This window comes from Prevotella sp. AM34-19LB (genome assembly GCF_003468525.1).
Classification (GTDB): domain Bacteria; phylum Bacteroidota; class Bacteroidia; order Bacteroidales; family Bacteroidaceae; genus Prevotella.
Genome location: NZ_QSIG01000057.1, coordinates 1 through 17,504 on the forward strand (window position 1 = coordinate 1; position 17,504 = coordinate 17,504).

The following is a 17,504-nucleotide window of genomic DNA, read 5'->3' on the forward strand; positions in this document are numbered from 1 at the left end:
TTATGGACGCAAAACTGTCGCCCTGTGTAAGGAAAGCTTTAAATATCCATTGTCAAATATACAAAGCTTTTAGCCCTTTACCAGGCGCCTTGCTGATTGCCATTATACCCAGGCGATGCCCTGGGCTAGGAGCTTTTGGGTCTTCAGCCCGTACTTGAACCACATGCGAAACTTCAGTAAAATAAGTAAATACGCTTGCGAAAGTACGAAGATAATTTCAAAAAAAGGTAAAATATTCTCAAAATGTTTACGAAACATGCAAATAATTGAGTATTTCTCAATATTATTCCTTTCATTGATAATCATAAAATACGAGCGAAAAAAGGTTATTTTGGAGATTTTCAAGTAACTTTCTATTTTTGCAACACCAATATAAGTGAATTCTTTGACTTGACAAAATCCTGAGCCGAGAGCGATAAACGTAAGATTGAAGAACAGCGAGCCAGAGAATGATTACACTGGCACGGGAATATCTCACATACCGATTGCGAAAGATAGAAGAAAATTTGGCTGAAACAGAAAAAAGACGTATCTTTGCATTCATAATTTGATCTCAAACGAACAAAAATAATAATATGGTAAACGTAAATTTTTCGAAAGCAAAGTGCCCAACTTGTGGCAAGAAGGTGTCTTTGCGGGTAATCAGCAAATACTTCTGGCATGGAACAAGCTATTATACCGAATGCAACCATTGCGGGCAAAGAATACATCCAGCAAAAGAACCTGTAAGTATATTCAAATGCTTTTCCTGGGGTGGAATGTCGGTCTTGCTTCCGATGTATTCCTACTGGAATCTGGTTGCGTGGGATTTCTTGCCAGCTCTTTTATGTGCCATTCCTTTTATACTGCTAACATTATTAATAAGTTGCATCCTCATAGTGCGTAAAATACAATTCATTATTTAATAAAAAGTGCCGAATAGGAGTAATCCTATCGGCACTTGTCTATCTGGTAAGTTGAACTGTCACATCCCTCTGTCCTTTTTACAGGAAGAGATCACGCTTTGGCATCTGCGGCATATATTTCTTGCGCAGCTTCTCGAAGAATGCCATGGTGTCGTTGCTGAAGCCATGACCCTTCCAGGTGGAGGTGTTGGTGATGAGAATCCAGCACTGACCGTCAGGATATTTCAGAATCAGCGCAGAGGTGCCGGCAAGGGAACCCGTGCGGATCCAAGGGCGGTTGCTCTTCGGCGTGTAGTTCCAGCCGATGGAGTACTGATGGTCAGGCTGTTCCTGCGTCATGAACTGCACACTCTTCCTGCTCAGGATATCCTTGACATGAGGCATGCCGTCGATGCTCGCAATGAATCTCGACAGCTCGGCTGCCGAACCGCACCAGGCTCCTGCTCCCGAAAGTCGGGGAAGATCGGTATCGCCATAGCACTTCTCTACCATCCTGCCGCTGTTGTTGTACTCATAAACCGGAATGCTGCCCTGATGCATGTAATACTTCGTCTCGTTAGGACGGCGGTCCTTGTAATAGGTGCCCGCAATGTGCATGTCGAAACAGCCGGCTGGCTGGAGCACATACTTCTGGATGAAATTCTCGTATTTCATTCCGCTCTTCTTCTCCACGATCATCGAGAGAATCATATAGCCCAGATTGCTGTAGCACTTGCCCTCGCCCGGCGTATAACCCAGATGACGCTTCAGGAGAATCCTGAGCAGGGTAGGATGGTCGGGAGGGGTGGTGAGGTGGTTCTGCATCATGATGTAACGGGTGGAGGATACCGGGTCGCCGGCATAGTTGTTGAAACCTGCCTGGTGGCGCAGCAGCTGTTCTACGGTGATGTTGTAGTAGCGCTGGTCCTTGATGCTGTTATTATAGGTGGTATCGCAGAGGATGCCCTTCTGTCCGAACACCTTGTCGCCCATGCGCAGCTTCTTCATCTCTACGAGCTTCATGATGCCGGCAGCCGTGATGAGCTTGGATACGGATGCAAAGCGCATCAGCATGTTGGGTTCCATGCGGATGCCCCTTTCTTTGTCTGCCCATCCGAATCCACGGGCATAGAGCAGGGAGTCGTTGCGGGTGATGACGAGCTGGGCACCGTTGATTTCCCATCTCTTGAGGTATCTCTCGATGACGGAATCCATCTCCTGGTATGCCTTTCCCTCGGTGAGGGCATTGGTGATGGAATCGTTGATATGTACCGTAGGCAGTGAATCTGCAGATTTCTCCTTGTCGGATGAGGTGCAGCGCGATACGCAGCTGTGGGTGGTCCATCCGATGAGGGCTGTAAACGTGAGCAGTATCACGGCTATACGCTTCTTTCTAAGTCTTCTTGCCATTATTGTCTTACTATTCTATTTGTTTATGCCATGACTAACCGTAGATCCTGGGTCAGTTTGCCGATGGCAGGGTTTTCCTTTATCATATTCTCAAGTATCTCTCGCTTGGAAAGGATTCGGGTTACTTCATCCGATTCTGCCAGACGGTAGTCGAGTGTTACCTGGCTGTTGTTCAAGCCGATTCTGAAGGTCTGCAGGATTCTTCCCTTGATCTTGACCACGTCGTCGAGCAGCAGCTTGTTGTCGATGACTACCTCGATATGCGGAAAGTCGGTGATGGTAGGTACGATCGGTTTCATGCGATTGGCAAGTCCGATGAAGTCCTTGATGCCTTGCATTCTCAGACACATGCTGATCCACTGGCCTTCTACCTGTTCCTGGGTGAAAGGCTGGTCGTGGTTGGCGGCAGCACCGGTTGATGCCGGTGTTTCTTCCTTGAGCTGGTCGATAGGATTGTAGATGCGCTGGCTGTTCTGCTCCGTCTTCTCCAGGTTGGCGAAGCTCATGCCGATGCCTTTCAGTTTACCTGTGAGCCTTTTCTCACTGTTGATATAGGCGCAGCTGTAGCTGCAGCGACAGGCTGTGCTTCCCGTACAGGAGCCTTGCTGCCGCTCTCTTGCCCGGCACCTGCACCCTGAGAGGCAGGCTTAAGCTGGGCAACGATTTTCTGAAACAGGGATTTTAGTCTGTGGGGCGTACGCCCCGCACTAGGCACATCCTGGTCTTCGGGCTGGGTAATCTGACCGATCTGTATTAGGGTCAGCTCTACGAGCAGTCGCTTGTTGGAACTCTGTCGGTACTGCACATCGCAGTTGTTCATCAGCTGGAGTGCCTTATATAAGAAAGGTGTTGGGGCCTTCTTAGCCTGCTCCACGTATTTTGCCTTCTGCTCTTCGCTGGTTTCCAGCAGCGGCAAGGTCTGGGTATCCTTCGCCATCATCACGTTGCGTACGTGCTGGGCGAGTCCCTGAATCATGTTTCCGCCGTCGAATCCCTTGCCCAGGATATTGTCGAGCAGCAGCATCATCTGGCTCACCTTGTTCTCCAGGGCGAGGTCCACGAGCTTGAAGTAGTTGTCGCTGTCGAGCACGTTCAGGTCTTCTATCACCTTCTGGTAGGTGATGTCGCCCTGGCAGAAGCTGGCAGCCTGGTCGAAGATGGAGAGGGCATCTCGCATACCTCCGTCTGCCTTCTCGGCGATGACGGCAAGCGCCTGCTCCTCGTATTGGATGCCTTCCTTCTCAGCCACCATCTTGAGGTGGGCGATGGTGTTGGGTACGGTCATGCGCTCGAAGTCGTAGATCTGGCATCTGCTCAGGATGGTAGGCAGGATCTTGTGCTTCTCGGTGGTGGCGAGGATGAAGATGACGTGCGATGGCGGCTCCTCCAGAGTCTTGAGAAAGGCATTGAAGGCGGCGGCACTGAGCATGTGGACCTCGTCGATGATGAACACCTTGTATTTGCCTACCTGAGGCGGGATGCGGGTCTGCTCCATCAGGGTCTTGATCTGATCGACACCATTGTTGCTGGCGGCATCCAGCTCGAAGATGTTGTAGGAGCGCTGCTCATTGAAAGCCTGGCAGCTCTCGCAGGTATTGCATGCCTCGCCGTCCTCGCGAGGGTGCTCGCAGTTGATTGCCTTGGCAAAGATGCGGGCACAGGTGGTCTTTCCCACACCTCTCGGACCGCAGAAAAGATAAGCGTGGGCAAGCTTGCCACTCTTCACTGCATTCTTCAATGTGGTAGTCAACGCACTCTGTCCAACCACCGAATCAAAGGTCATCGGACGGTATTTTCTAGCCGAAACTATGTATTCTTCCATTCTTTTTTGCTTGAATATACGTTCACTTACATTATTTTTTCTTAATTGTGATGCAAAGATAACAAAAAAATATTATCTTTGCAAACAAATTCGGAAATTAATGAGTCAAAAGTTAAGTATTATATGGAATTATCTCGCTCACTATAAATATCTTATAGTGATAATTGCGGGTGTTTTGATAGTGGGTGTCATTGACGACAATAGCATCCGCCAGCATATCAAGTATCAGATTGAGATAGCCACGCTGCGTTCTGAGATAGAAAAGTACAGAACGGAGTATGACAGGGATCTCCGCATCCTGCAGGAAATGCGCAAGGGACCGGAAGTCTTCGGCAAGATAGCACGCGAACGCTACTTCATGAAGGCTGACAATGAGGACATCTTCGTGCTGAGCACGGATCTGCCCGGTTCGGTGGAAATAGATGAAGACGAGGAGGACAAGGATTCCATCCGGTAACGCAATCTATATATAATAACGCTATCTATATATAATAAGGTGTGAACGAACAGAAAAAGAAAATAAGAAAGATGAAACAGTTGAATAAAATACAGAGTGCTTTGTTTTTGTTGGGCGGCGTGCTGATGGTTGTCGGTGCGTGCAGCTTTGTGCTGAAACAGATTTATCCTTCGCTGGTGGAAACCACGAGCTGGGTGTTCCTTCTGGGCACCGTGCTCTTCAGCGTAATCCAGTCAATGCAGACCTACGAGGGCAAGTCGACTGTCATCCATCGCCTGAAGCGCATCCAGAATGTAGCCAACATCCTCTTTGTCTTTGCCGGCATCTCGATGGTGGATACGGTCTATACCTTTACCGAGAAATGGCTGGGCAATCCGCAGCTCTTTTACTCCATCTTCTACGGCAAGTGGATCGTGGTGATGCTGGTGGCATCTATCCTGGAACTCTACACTACCTTCCGCATTTCGCACGAAATGAAGGGGGAAGAATGCAAATAAAACATAAATACTTGTAATATTCAATTAAATTGCATCAATTTATTTCGGTACTTCAAGAAATGATTGTACTTTTGTTCACTGAATGTGAATTATAAAGCTTATGAATAAGATATTTTACGCACTTATCACCTTGGTGGCGCTTACCTCATGCGCCAGTAGCTACGATATTTCGGGTACTTCCAACGTGAGTACCTGGATGGCCGTATGCTCTACCTTCAAATCTTAAAGAATAACGAATTCAGCAAGATCGATTCCTGTGATGTGGTACATGGACAGTTCCATTTCCAGGGAACGGTAGATTCTGCAAGAATGGCAAATGTCTTCATGGACGATGAGCCTGTTCTGCACTGGTGCTGGAGGCGGGAAGCATTACCGTGAAACTCGACGATGTACAGCAGGTAGTAAGTGGAACGCCACTCAACGACAAGCTCTTCGGATTCTTCAAGAAATACCAGCAGCTGCAGAGCCAGCAGCGGGAACTGGTGCATAAGCACGACCAGGCCATCATGAATGGAAGCGATATGCAGGCGGTGACTGCCCAACTGAATGCTGAGGCGATGCAGCTCTCCGAGCAGGAGGACAAGCTGGTGACTACCTTCATTACCGACAATTTCGAGAATGTCTTGGGACCAGGCGTATTCTTCCTCGTAACCATGGGCAACCAGTATCCGATGCTTTCGCCATGGATAGAGGATATCATGAGCAAGGCTACCGAGCACTTCAAGAGCGATCCATACGTGAAGGACTACTACCAGAAAGCACAGGAAAACCAGGCTATCATGAACGGTACCTACGAAGCGCAGATGGATCCAAGCATGCAGGCAGGACAGATGGCGGCTCCGCAGACCGATCCGAATGCGGCTCCTGCACCAACGCCAAACGAACTGGCGAAGCCAAGCATTCCTGAAGCAAAAGAGTAAATTCAAAGTTTAGAAAAAAGAAATACTATGTCTAAAATGTTAATTAAAGGCGGAACTATTGTCAATGAAGGTCGCTCATTTCAGGGCGATCTTCTAGTCGATGGTGAAGTGATTTCAGATATATTTGAAGGCATGGCTCCCCGTGGCATCTACGATGAAGTAGTGGATGCTACGGGGTGTTTCGTTTTGCCGGGTGTAATAGATGACCATGTTCATTTCCGTGAGCCGGGACTAACCCGCAAGGCGGACATCGAGAGTGAGAGCCGCGCGGCTGCCTATGGCGGCGTGACTTCCTATATGGAAATGCCGAATACCGTGCCGCAGACTACCGAACTGCAGGCGTGGAATGACAAGAGAAAGCTGGGCGCAGAGAAGAGTCATGTAAACTACAGCTTCTTCTATGGTGCCACCAATGACAACGTGGATTCCTTTGCCCAGCTGGATATGCACCATGTGCCAGGCATCAAGCTCTTCATGGGTTCCAGCACCGGTAATATGCTGGTGGATAAGATGGAATCTCTGAAGCGCGTCTTCAAGACGGCTAAGGACCTGAACCTGCCGGTGATGACGCACTGTGAGGATACCGGAATCATCAACCGCAACATGGCAGAGGCCAAGGCTAAGTACGGCGAGGATCCTGCCGTGGAGCATCATCCGGAAATCCGCAGCGAAGAGGCATGCTATGAGAGCAGCAAACTCGCAGTGGAATTAGCCCGCGAGTTTGGTACCCGTCTGCATATCGCCCATGTTACGACAGCCCGGGAGCTGGAGCTCTTCGCCCATACTCTTCCTCAGATTACAGGAGAGGCGGTGATAGCCCATCTCGTCTTCTCGGATGCCGACTATGCTACGAAGAAGGCGCTCATCAAGTGCAATCCTGCCATTAAGACTCTGGCAGACCGTGATGCCTTGCGCAAGGCGCTCAACGACGGAACCATTGCCACCATCGGTACCGACCATGCTCCACACGAGTGGAAGGACAAGCAGGGGGGATGTGCCAAGGCGGCTTCGGGTATGCCGATGGTGCAGTTCTCGCTCGTTTCCATGCTGGAACTGGTAGATGAAGGCGTGCTTACCATCGAACGGATGGTAGAGCTGATGGCACATCAGCCGGCTCAGCTCTTCCGGGTAGCCCAGCGTGGTTTCCTGCGCAAGGGTTATCAGGCAGATATCGTCATTGTGAAGCCTCACTCTCCATGGACCGTTACTAAGGATGTCATCCAGAGCAAGTGCAAGTGGAGTCCGATGGAGGGACATGAATATCAGTGGCAGGTGGAGCAGACCTTCTGCAATGGTCACCTTGTCTATAACAAGGGTGCCTTTGATGCAGCCTACCGTGGCGAGGAGATGACTTATGATAAAAGATAGAATCGTAAGGCAATACAGAATATCAGAACTGGTGCCTTATATCAACTGGCTCTATTTCTACCATGCCTGGGGATTGAGCGGGAAGCCACGCTGCGACAAGGAGAAGATGAGGCAGGAAGCGCTGGATATGCTTGCCTCCTGGGAGGACAGGTTTCACAGCCATGCCATCTTCCAGCTCTTCGATGCCAACAGCGATGGGGATGATATCCTGTTTCAGGATCAGCAGCTCCGTTTTCCGATGCTCCGCCAGCAGCATCCATCTGCTCCGGGCGCACCGAATCTCTGTCTGGCTGATTTCATCCGTCCGCTGGCACACGGGGAGAAAGACCAGATCGGGGTGTTCTGTTCTACGGTAGATGGAGGAATCATGGATGCCTACCGGCACGATGATTATCTCAACATGATGGCACAGACCCTGAGCGACCGACTGGCAGAGGCTACTGCCGAGAAACTGCACGAAGAGGTAAGAAAGACTTATTGGGCCTATGCACCCGATGAACATCTTACCATCGAACAGCAGCATCGGGAGGAGTATCAGGGCATCCGACCTGCCATCGGCTATCCTTCGCTGCCGGATACGAGTGCAAATTTCCTCATCGACCAGCTTCTCGATATGAAGCAGGTGGGCATCCGACTCACGGAAAGCGGAATGATGACGCCCCATGCCAGTGTGTCGGGACTGATGTTCGCTCATCCCATGGCTAGATATTTCGAACTGGGTAAGATTGGAGATGACCAGCTGAGGGATTATGCCCGCCGCAGGGGCGTTCCCGTGGAACTGATGAAAAGGTTCCTGCAGTCGAGCCTGCTGAAATAGAATATGCGATGGAGATGATGTTAGTAATCAGAAGTTAGAGAAGATAAAAAAGATAGTTTTTAACAATGATAGCTAGATTATTGATTCCCGTGATTGTGCTCACGGTATTGCCCTATCTCTGGATAGACCGGAAATACCTGCATATTCCTAAGGGAAAACGAAAGATACTATATTGGTTGCCTGCTGCCATCGTGATAGGATACACTGCCTATCTCACCCTGGAGCCTGACTTCCTGCCTGCCAATCCGGTGTTCATAGACATCTGGTTTGGCATGATGGCACTGTTGGCTGTTCCGCAGTTTGTCTTTGCCTTCACCAGTTTTGTGGGATGGGAATGTATGAAGCTCTCCCGCCGCTTCAAGGCAAAAAAAGGGGATGGCAGGTTTAGAGGTAGTGTGCATCGGGCACGCAACTGGGGAAAACTGGTAGGAATCTTCCTTGCCGTATGGGCTTTCTTCAGTTTCATCTATGGCTTTACGATGGGTGTACGACAGTTCCAGGTGAAGCATCTCACGGTCTATGTGCCCGATTTGCCAGAGGCGTTTGAGGGGTACCGCATCGTGCATTTCAGCGATATCCATGTAGGTTCCTATTATGGATGGCGCAAACACATGCCTCAGCGGGATGTAGATAGCATCAACGCCCAGCATCCCGACCTGATCTGCTTTACGGGTGATCTGCAGAATGTGAGACCGGAGGAACTGGTTCCTTTCAAGAAGACATTGAGTGGTCTCAAGGCGAAGGATGGCGTGGTGAGCGTATTGGGCAATCACGATTACACCTATTATATGAATGTGGATGACGAGGCAGAAATCCGCAGGATAGAAGAAAAGGTGCAGCAGACGGAACGGGAGATGGGATGGCATCTGCTGATGAATGAGCACTTTGTGCTGCATCGCGGTAAGGATTCCATCTATGTAGCCGGTACCGAAAACTTCAAGAAGCCTTCGCGTGCAGAGGTGGCACAGGCACTCTACGGTATAAAGAAAGGACAGTTTGTGCTGATGCTCCAGCATATTCCGGAGATGTGGAAAGACATGACGCCTTCACGTATCAACGAGAAATATGGTTCGAAGGACAGCGTGCTGGTGGCTCCGCAGCTTACCCTGAGCGGACATACCCATGGCGGACAGGTTTCTGTTCTCGGCTTGCGCCCGTCTATGTTCTCGGCTTTCGATTACGGACTCTATGAGCGCGAGGGATGCCAGCTCTATACCACAGCCGGATTGGGAGGAACCATTCCAATCCGCATCGGAGCAACTCCTGAAATAGTAGTCATCACATTGAAACGAAAATAAGATGATCAAATTACGATCTTCCAATCATTCATGAAATTGCGATTATGAAATACTTATATCGATTATATCAGCTTTTGATATGTTTGCCGATTCTTGTTCTGGCGAGCATTCTTACCAGTCTTACTACCGTGATAGGCTGCAGACTGGGCAATGGTCACTTCTGGGGATATTATCCCGGCAAGTGGTGGTCTATCCTGTGGATCCGTCTCCTTTTCCTGCCGGTGAAGGTAGAGGGTAGGGAACATCTGAAGAAGAATCAGAGTTATGTGTTTGTTGCCAATCATCAGGGGGCTTTCGACATCTTCCTGATCTACGGCTTCCTGGGACGTAACTTCAAGTGGATGATGAAGAAGGGCATCCGCAAGATTCCTCTGGTAGGTTTGGCTTGCGAGTATGCACATCATATCTTTATCGACAAGAGCGGACCTTCCAAGATCCGTGCTTCCTATGACAGGGCGCGCGAGGTATTGAAGGAGGGAATGTCGCTGGTGGTATTCCCAGAGGGTGCCCGCAGCTTTACCGGTCACATGGGTGTGTTCCGCCGAGGTGCCTTCATGCTTGCCGACGAATTGCAGTTGCCGGTTTGTCCGCTCACCATCAATGGCAGTTTCGACGTCAAGCCCCGCATGAAGGATATCTACTGGGCATTCTGGCATCCGCTGAAGCTCACTATCCATGAACCGATTGAGCCGATGGGCAAGGGTCCTGAGAATATCAAGAACCAGATGACCAAGAGCTATGATGCCATCATGGGTGGACTGGTGAAGGAATATCAGGGATTCGTGGAGAATCCTGACCAATAAATATATTAAATTAGAACATTATGAGTGACAGTATTGTAATCATTCCTACATACAACGAGAAGGAAAATATAGAGAAAATCATCCGTGCCGTTTTTGGCCTGGAGAAGAAATTCGACATCCTTGTTATCGATGACGGTAGTCCGGACGGAACTGCAGACATCGTTAAGAAGCTGATTGCCGATGAGTTTGCCGACCGTCTCCATATCCTGGAGCGTTCGGGTAAGCTGGGCTTGGGCACAGCCTATATCATGGGCTTCAAATGGTCGCTGAAGCAGGGTTATGACTTCATCTTCGAAATGGATGCCGACTTCAGCCACGATCCTAATGATCTGCCTCGCCTCTATGCGGCTACCCACGATGAGGGCTACGATGTAGCCATCGGTTCCCGTTATGTTTCGGGTGTCAACGTGGTGAACTGGCCTATCGGTCGCGTATTGATGAGCTATTTCGCTTCCAAGTACGTGCGTTTCGTTACCGGTTTCAAGGTACATGATACCACAGCAGGATTCGTCTGCTATCGCCGCAAGGTATTGGAGACTATCAATCTTGATGCCATCCGCTTCAAGGGCTATGGTTTCCAGATAGAGATGAAGTTTACTTCCTATAAGATTGGTTTCAAGATCAAGGAGGTGCCGGTTATCTTTGTGAATCGCCGTGAGGGAGTGAGCAAGATGAGTGGTGGTATCTTTGGAGAGGCTTTCTTCGGCGTGATGAGACTGCGTCTTGATGGATGGTTCAAGAAATATCCGAAATTGAAGTAAAAGTGACATTACAGGAAATTGCAAAACTATACGGGCGTTCGCCACAGGCGAATGCCCTCTTTGATTTATTGAAGAAGAAGTCGGTTCATTCTGTCTTTCTTCAGGGATTGGTGTGCTCTTCTGCCTCGGTGTTCTTCGGTTCGCTGCAGGCTAAGATGAAGCGCACCGTGCTTTTCGTGCTCAATGATGCTGATGAAGCGGGTTATTTCTATCATGATCTTACGCAGATGCTGGGACAGGAGAGCGCCTTTTTCTTTCCTTCCAGCTACCGACGCGCCATCAAGTATGGGCAGCGGGATGCGGCTAACGAAATCCTGAGAACGGAAGTGCTGGCACGATTGTCGGCTGGCAAGCAAATTTATATCGTTTCTTATCCGGATGCCCTGGCAGAACTCGTGGTTTCCAAGCAGATTCTGGATGAGAGAATCCTCAAACTTACTGTCGGACAACAGATAGCACAGGTAGATATCGTGCATCAGTTGCGTGATTTCGGACTTCAGGAGACTGATTACGTCTATGAACCGGGTCAGTTTGCCGTTCGTGGAAGCATCCTTGACGTCTATTCCTACAGTTGCGAATATCCGTTCCGTATCGATTTCTTCGGTGATGAGATTGATACCATCCGCACCTTCAACATCGAAGACCAGCTTTCGAAGGATAAGCGTGATGCCATCGAAATCGTTCCGGAACTTGCTGCCGAACAGAGCGTGAAGCAGTGCTTCCTCCATTTCCTGGATGCGGATGCACTCGTGGTGATGAATGACTACACGCTGCTGCACGACCGCATAGAGCAGATTTACAAGGACGGTTTCTCTACCCAGAGTCTAACCGAACAGTTGGAAGGTGCCACCGAGATGGAGGCAGAGAAGATCAGAAGGGAGATGAAGGCAGAGCTGAATCTCGTTTCCGCTTCAGATTTTCAGCATGCGCTGGTGGAACACGTGCGTATTGAATTCGGCAAGCAGTCTGAGGGTGATGTTGCCAGGAAGCAGGAGCATCTGTTGACAGCCAAGGGCGATAACCAGGCTCTCATCGCTTTTGATATGGCGCCGCAGCCGCTGTTCCACAAGAATTTCAATCTTCTCGCCCAGACTCTTGAAGATTATCAGCTTCAGGGCTATACCTTATATATATTGGCAGACAGCCAGAAGCAGCAGGAACGACTGAAGGATATCTTCGACAGTGAGGAGCTGAAAAGGTATCAGATCCGGTTTACCCCTGTAGAGAAAACCATCCACGAGGGATTCGTGGACCATGAGAAGCATGCCTGCTTCTTTACCGATCACCAGATCTTCGACCGATTCCATAAATACAATCTCCGTTCAGACTCGGCAAGAGCCGGAAAGATGGCGCTCACCATGAAGGAGTTGCAAGAGATGGATTATGGCGACTTCATCGTGCATGTGGATTATGGTATCGGAAAGTTCGGCGGACTGGTGCGTGTGCCTACCGGCGACAGCTATCAGGAGATGATCCGCATCGTGTATAAGAACAACGACAAGGTGGATGTGAGCATCCACTCGCTCTATAAGATCAGTAAATACCGCAGAAGCGATACCGGCGAACCGCCACGCCTCTCTACCCTGGGAACAGGTGCCTGGGACCGGTTGAAGGAAAAGGCAAAGAAGCGAATCAAGGATATCGCCCGCGACCTGATCAAACTCTATGCGCAACGCCGGCGTGAAAAGGGATTTGCCTATAGTGCCGACAGTTATCTGCAGCATGAGCTGGAGGCTTCATTCCTTTATGAAGATACGCCCGACCAGAGCAAGGCTACGGCTGACGTGAAGAAAGACATGGAAAGCGGTAGGCCGATGGACCGTCTGGTGTGTGGAGATGTGGGATTCGGTAAGACGGAAGTTGCCATCCGTGCTGCCTTCAAGGCGGCTTGCGATGGAAAGCAGGTGGCTGTGCTGGTGCCTACCACGGTGCTTGCCTACCAGCATTACCAGACCTTCAAGCATCGACTGGAGGGACTTCCTGTTTCCCTGGAATATCTGAGCCGTGCCCGTACTGCCAAGGATACCCGGCGCATTCTGGAAGAGCTGAAGGAGGGCAAGGTGGATATCCTGATAGGTACCCACAAACTGATATCGAAGTCAGTACAGTGGCACGACCTGGGACTGCTGATCATTGATGAGGAGCAGAAGTTTGGTGTATCTACCAAGGAAAAGCTTCGCCAGCTGAAGGTGAATGTGGATACCCTTACCATGAGCGCTACTCCGATTCCGAGAACCCTGCAGTTCTCGTTGATGGGAGCCCGCGATATGAGTATCATGCGCACACCGCCTCCTAACCGTTATCCTATCCAGACTGAGGTCATCACCTTCGACAAGACGGTGATTGCCGATGCCATCAATTTTGAGATGAGCCGTAACGGTCAGGTGTTCTTCGTCTGCGACCGTATCGCCAAACTGACCGAGCTGAAATTGCTCATCGAAAAACTGGTGCCAGACTGCCGCATAGCCATCGGGCATGGACAGATGAAGCCGGAGGAACTGGAGAAGATCATCATGGGATTCATCAATTACGACTATGATCTGCTTCTTTCTACTACCATCGTAGAGAACGGAATCGATATATCCAATGCCAACACCATCATCGTGAATGATGCCCACCGATTCGGATTGAGCGACCTGCATCAGATGAGAGGTAGGGTAGGGCGTAGCAACAAGAAGGCTTTCTGCTATCTGATAGCTCCGTCCAAGGCATGTCTTACTCCGGAATCCCGTCGCCGTCTGGAAGCACTGGAAACCTTCAGCGACCTGGGTAGCGGTTTTAATCTGGCTATGCAGGACCTGGATATTCGTGGTGCTGGTAATCTGCTGGGTTCTGAACAGAGTGGATTTATGGAAGACCTGGGTTACGAGACTTATCAGAAGATTCTCTCTCAGGCTGTCACCGAGTTGAAGAACGAGGAGTTCAACGACCTGTATCAGCAGGAGATGGATGAAGGAAAGTTGCTCACGGGTGATGACTTCGTGGATGACTGTGCCGTGGAGAGTGATCTGGAGACCTATTTTCCGGATACCTACGTGCCGGGTAGTTCTGAGCGAATGCTGCTCTACCGCGAACTCGACCATCTGCAGAGTGAAGAGGAGGTGGCTGAATTCCGTAAGCGAATGATCGACCGTTTCGGTCCGGTTCCTAGGGAGGCGGATGAGTTGATGTGTGTGGTAGGTCTGCGCCGACTGGGCAAGTCGCTGGGTTGTGAGAAGATTATGCTCAAGCAGGCTACCATGCAGCTGCAGTTTGTGAGCAATGTAAATAGTCCGTTCTATCGCAGCGAGATGTTCTCCCGTGTACTCGCTTATGCCACTACCCATATCCAGAATTGTGCCTTGAAGGAAAAGAACAACAAGCGCTACCTTCGCATCCGTGACATAGAGAGTGTGGAACAGGCAAAGAATCTGCTGAGTTTCATTTCTCAGATCAAGGTGAATGACTAGGAATGAAACTTCTGCCAAGTTTTTCTGCGTGAACTGAAATCAATAAAAAAAAGCATTGGAAATCTGATTCTCTTATCAGATATTCCGATGCTTTATATTTTGTATAAGTAAAAGATGATGATAGCGTTTCCCAACGCCTTTGTTTTAACTGATGCAAAGGTACGAAGAAAATGAAAAATATAGGGGGAATAATTGTTGTTAGTAGGGGTGAAAACTGGTAAAAGTACGCTTATTAAACATTAAATAATCCTTGCGCAATAATAATTACTCCCATTTTGTGCTCAAAATACATCAAATTCGTTAAAAAACGAGGGAATATTTCTGTATTTCATTTTTTATTCGTACTTTTGTAGCTAGAATTAACAATTTAATAAAAACATATACATGAGACAGAAAAAGTTTATTCTCCAGGAGCAGGATATCCCTACTCAGTGGTACAACATTCAGGCAGATATGCCTAATAAGCCTATGCCACCGTTGAACCCACAGACTCACAAGCCGCTCAGTGCAGACGACTTGTCTCACATCTTTAATAAGGAGTGCTCTAAGCAGGAGCTTGATACTGAGCACGCTTGGATAGACATTCCAGAGGATGTACAGGAAAAGTATGCATTCTACCGTTCTACACCATTGGTTCGTGCCTACGGATTGGAGGAAGCTTTGGGTACTACAGCACATATCTATTTCAAGAATGAAAGTGCAACACCATTGGGTTCACATAAGATCAACTCTGCCATTCCTCAGTGCTATTACTGCAAGCAGGAGGGGGATACCAATGTTACTACAGAGACTGGTGCCGGACAGTGGGGTTGTGCCCTTTCCTATGCTGCCAAGCTCTACGGACTGGAGGCTGCCGTTTATCAGGTAAAGATTACCATGCAGCAGAAGCCATACCGTTCCAGCATCATGCGTACCTTTGGTGCTACCGTTGAGGGTTCTCCTAGTATGAGTACACGTGCCGGTAAGAATATCATTACCCGCGATTCTCATCATCCTGGTTCTCTGGGTACTGCCATTTCTGAGGCTGTTGAGTTGGCTACAACCACTCCTGGCTGTAAATATACCTTGGGTTCTGTTTTGAATCATGTGGCTTTGCATCAGACAGTCATCGGTCTGGAGGCTGAAAAGCAGATGGAGATGGCGGGTGAGTATCCTGACAAGGTGATTGCTTGTTTTGGTGGCGGTAGTAACTTTGGTGGTCTTGCCTCCCATTCATGCGTCATAACCTGAAGGGTGAGAAGCATACTGAATTTATCGCTGCAGAACCAGAGAGCTGTCCTAAGCTGACCCGTGGAAAGTTTGAATATGACTTTGGTGATGAGGCTGGATATACCCCGCTGTTGCCTATGTTTACCTTGGGTCATGACTTCAAGCCAGCCAATATCCATGCAGGTGGTCTCCGTTACCATGGTGCCGGTATGATTATCTCTCAGTTGATCAAGGATGGTTATATGCATGGTGTAGATATAGCTCAGACAGAAGCCTTCGAGGCAGGTATGCTCTTTGCCCGTGTAGAGGGTATCATTCCGGCTCCAGAGAGCTGTCATGCCATTGCTGCAACAATCCGTGAGGCAAAGAAGGCAACTGAAGAGGGTAAGAATACCGTGATTCTCTTCTGTCTTTCTGGTCATGGTCTCATTGATATGCCATCATACGAAAGCTATCTCAATGGAGATTTGCATGATTATAAGGTGAGTGATGAGGAAATCAACAAGTTCCTCCAGACTGTACCACAGGTAGATTAAAAAATTAAAATAAATAAGAAAGCCAGCCTACAGGAATGTAAGCTGGCTTTTTTATGCTTTTATCAATGAAAGTACTTAACTTTATCTTTATCTTTATGCCTGAAGCCACTCTTCAATAGCCTTTGCGATAACGTCGAAGCTGGTAGTAGGTTCGAAGCGAGCCACCACCTGACCCTTCTTGTTAACGAGGAACTTGGTGAAGTTCCACTTGATGTCTGCGCTTTCCTTGTAGTTAGGATCTGCCTCAGAGAGCATTTTGTCGAGAACAGGGTAGAGCGGATGAGTCTCGTCCCAGCCTGCGAAGCCTTTGCATTCCTTGAGGAATTTGAAGAGAGGAGCGGCATCATCACCATTTACCTTGATCTTCTTGTAGCGCTGAAATTCTGTGCCGTATGTAAGTTTGCAGAACTGATGGATGCTTTCATCAGTACCAGGAGCTTGCTGACCAAACTGATTGCATGGGAAGTCGAGTATCTCGAAGCCTTGCTGGTGGTATGTCTCATAGAGCTTTTCCAGTTCCTCATACTGAGGAGTAAAGCCACACTTGGTAGCTGTGTTAACGATGAGCAGTACTTCGTTAGCGTACTCTTTGAGGGAAACTTCCTTTCCCTTTCTGTCCTTAACGGAGAATTCGTAAACGGTTCTCATTTTTTATTTGTATCTAATTTTATGTTTATTTCTATCCCTTTTTCTTAGACATTGGAGAAGATCCTTTGTCGCCGAATCATTATTATTTTGCAAAGGTACTATTTTTCTTTTAGAAATAGTAAATAGTTTGCATAAATTTTCTAAAAAAATAGCTTGAGTTATCATTTGTAAGGTGCATAGGGGGATATAGGTGGTTGGGTGAAATAAAAAGAGTCCGGGAATTTCACAATCCCCGGACTCTTTCGTCTTCTTTCCTAACTCAAAATATAAAATAGGAGAGAAGCCTTACGATTAATCTATCATTTAACTTTTCTAAGAACTTGGTGCAAAGATACACATTTTTTCGTTAAGTTGTATCATATACAATATTAATTTTTATGTATTTCGTCTTAAAAAGTATTAAATACCCTGTTTTTGCTCTCTTTTTGCCATCTTGGGGCGGTTTTTGGGATGTTTATACGCTATTTTTTACCGAATAAACACAAAAATGAGGGTGTGTCATAAGTCACAGCCAATACGCCCTGAAAGGGCAGAAGCTCCTAGCCCAGGGCATCGCCCTGGGTTTTAGAACAGATACAAAAAAGTCGCCCTGAAAGGGCAAAAGCTTTCAATTTCAAAGCTTTTG

10 protein-coding genes and 3 pseudogenes are annotated in these 17,504 nt (G+C 48.4%); 10 read left to right on the forward strand and 3 right to left on the reverse strand.

Annotated elements, in window-relative coordinates; all coding sequences use genetic code 11:
• Positions 1-983: 983 nt before the first annotated feature.
• Together DW830_RS13390 and DW830_RS13395 are read right to left on the reverse strand one after the other, a co-directional pair.
• Entirely contained in the window at positions 984-2,294 is a 1,311-nt protein-coding gene (locus DW830_RS13390) for a serine hydrolase domain-containing protein (protein WP_117663032.1), read from the reverse strand.
• Positions 2,295-2,317: 23 nt separating this feature from the next.
• A pseudogene (locus tag DW830_RS13395) lies at positions 2,318-4,116 on the reverse strand (DNA polymerase III subunit gamma/tau).
• A gap of 157 nt (positions 4,117-4,273) precedes the next feature.
• Here DW830_RS13395 and DW830_RS13400 point away from each other — a divergent pair.
• From DW830_RS13400 to DW830_RS13445, 10 genes and pseudogenes are all read left to right on the forward strand, one after another.
• Positions 4,274-4,573 (forward strand): septum formation initiator family protein, encoded by a 300-nt coding sequence (locus DW830_RS13400; protein WP_317125426.1) that lies wholly within the window; start codon positions 4,274-4,276, stop codon positions 4,571-4,573.
• Positions 4,574-4,644: 71 nt separating this feature from the next.
• Positions 4,645-5,070, forward strand: a complete 426-nt coding sequence (locus DW830_RS13405; RefSeq protein ID WP_117663027.1) for a hypothetical protein — start codon at positions 4,645-4,647, stop codon at positions 5,068-5,070.
• Positions 5,071-5,170: 100 nt separating this feature from the next.
• Positions 5,171-5,990, forward strand: a pseudogene (locus DW830_RS13410) (DUF4369 domain-containing protein).
• A 27-nt stretch (positions 5,991-6,017) separates the two neighbouring features.
• On the forward strand, positions 6,018-7,358 hold the full coding sequence (locus tag DW830_RS13415) for a dihydroorotase (RefSeq protein WP_119250253.1): 1,341 nt from the start codon (positions 6,018-6,020) through the stop codon (positions 7,356-7,358).
• Positions 7,345-8,175: a vitamin B12 dependent-methionine synthase activation domain-containing protein gene (locus DW830_RS13420; protein ID WP_233544536.1), complete on the forward strand. Its 831-nt coding sequence runs from the start codon at positions 7,345-7,347 to the stop codon at positions 8,173-8,175. Before DW830_RS13415 ends, DW830_RS13420 begins: the two co-directional genes overlap by 14 nt.
• Before the next feature lie 65 nt (positions 8,176-8,240).
• Complete coding sequence (locus DW830_RS13425) at positions 8,241-9,473, forward strand: metallophosphoesterase (RefSeq protein WP_119250254.1); 1,233 nt, start codon at positions 8,241-8,243, stop codon at positions 9,471-9,473.
• A gap of 44 nt (positions 9,474-9,517) precedes the next feature.
• Positions 9,518-10,276 carry a lysophospholipid acyltransferase family protein gene (locus DW830_RS13430; RefSeq protein WP_119250255.1) on the forward strand — a complete coding sequence of 253 codons (759 nt, stop codon included), beginning with the start codon at positions 9,518-9,520 and terminating at the stop codon, positions 10,274-10,276.
• Between the two features lie 17 nt (positions 10,277-10,293).
• On the forward strand, positions 10,294-11,037 hold the full coding sequence (locus DW830_RS13435; protein WP_119250256.1) for a polyprenol monophosphomannose synthase: 744 nt from the start codon (positions 10,294-10,296) through the stop codon (positions 11,035-11,037).
• 2 nt (positions 11,038-11,039) lie between these two features.
• A complete protein-coding gene (gene mfd / locus DW830_RS13440) occupies positions 11,040-14,486 on the forward strand; it encodes a transcription-repair coupling factor (RefSeq protein ID WP_199656153.1) in 3,447 nt (1,148 codons plus the stop codon).
• A 384-nt stretch (positions 14,487-14,870) separates the two neighbouring features.
• Positions 14,871-16,231, forward strand: a pseudogene (locus DW830_RS13445) (TrpB-like pyridoxal phosphate-dependent enzyme).
• Positions 16,232-16,324: 93 nt separating this feature from the next.
• Here the strand turns inward: DW830_RS13445 and DW830_RS13450 are convergent.
• Entirely contained in the window at positions 16,325-16,879 is a 555-nt protein-coding gene (locus DW830_RS13450; RefSeq protein ID WP_117663015.1) for a glutathione peroxidase, read from the reverse strand.
• Between the last annotated feature and the right edge of the window lie 625 nt (positions 16,880-17,504).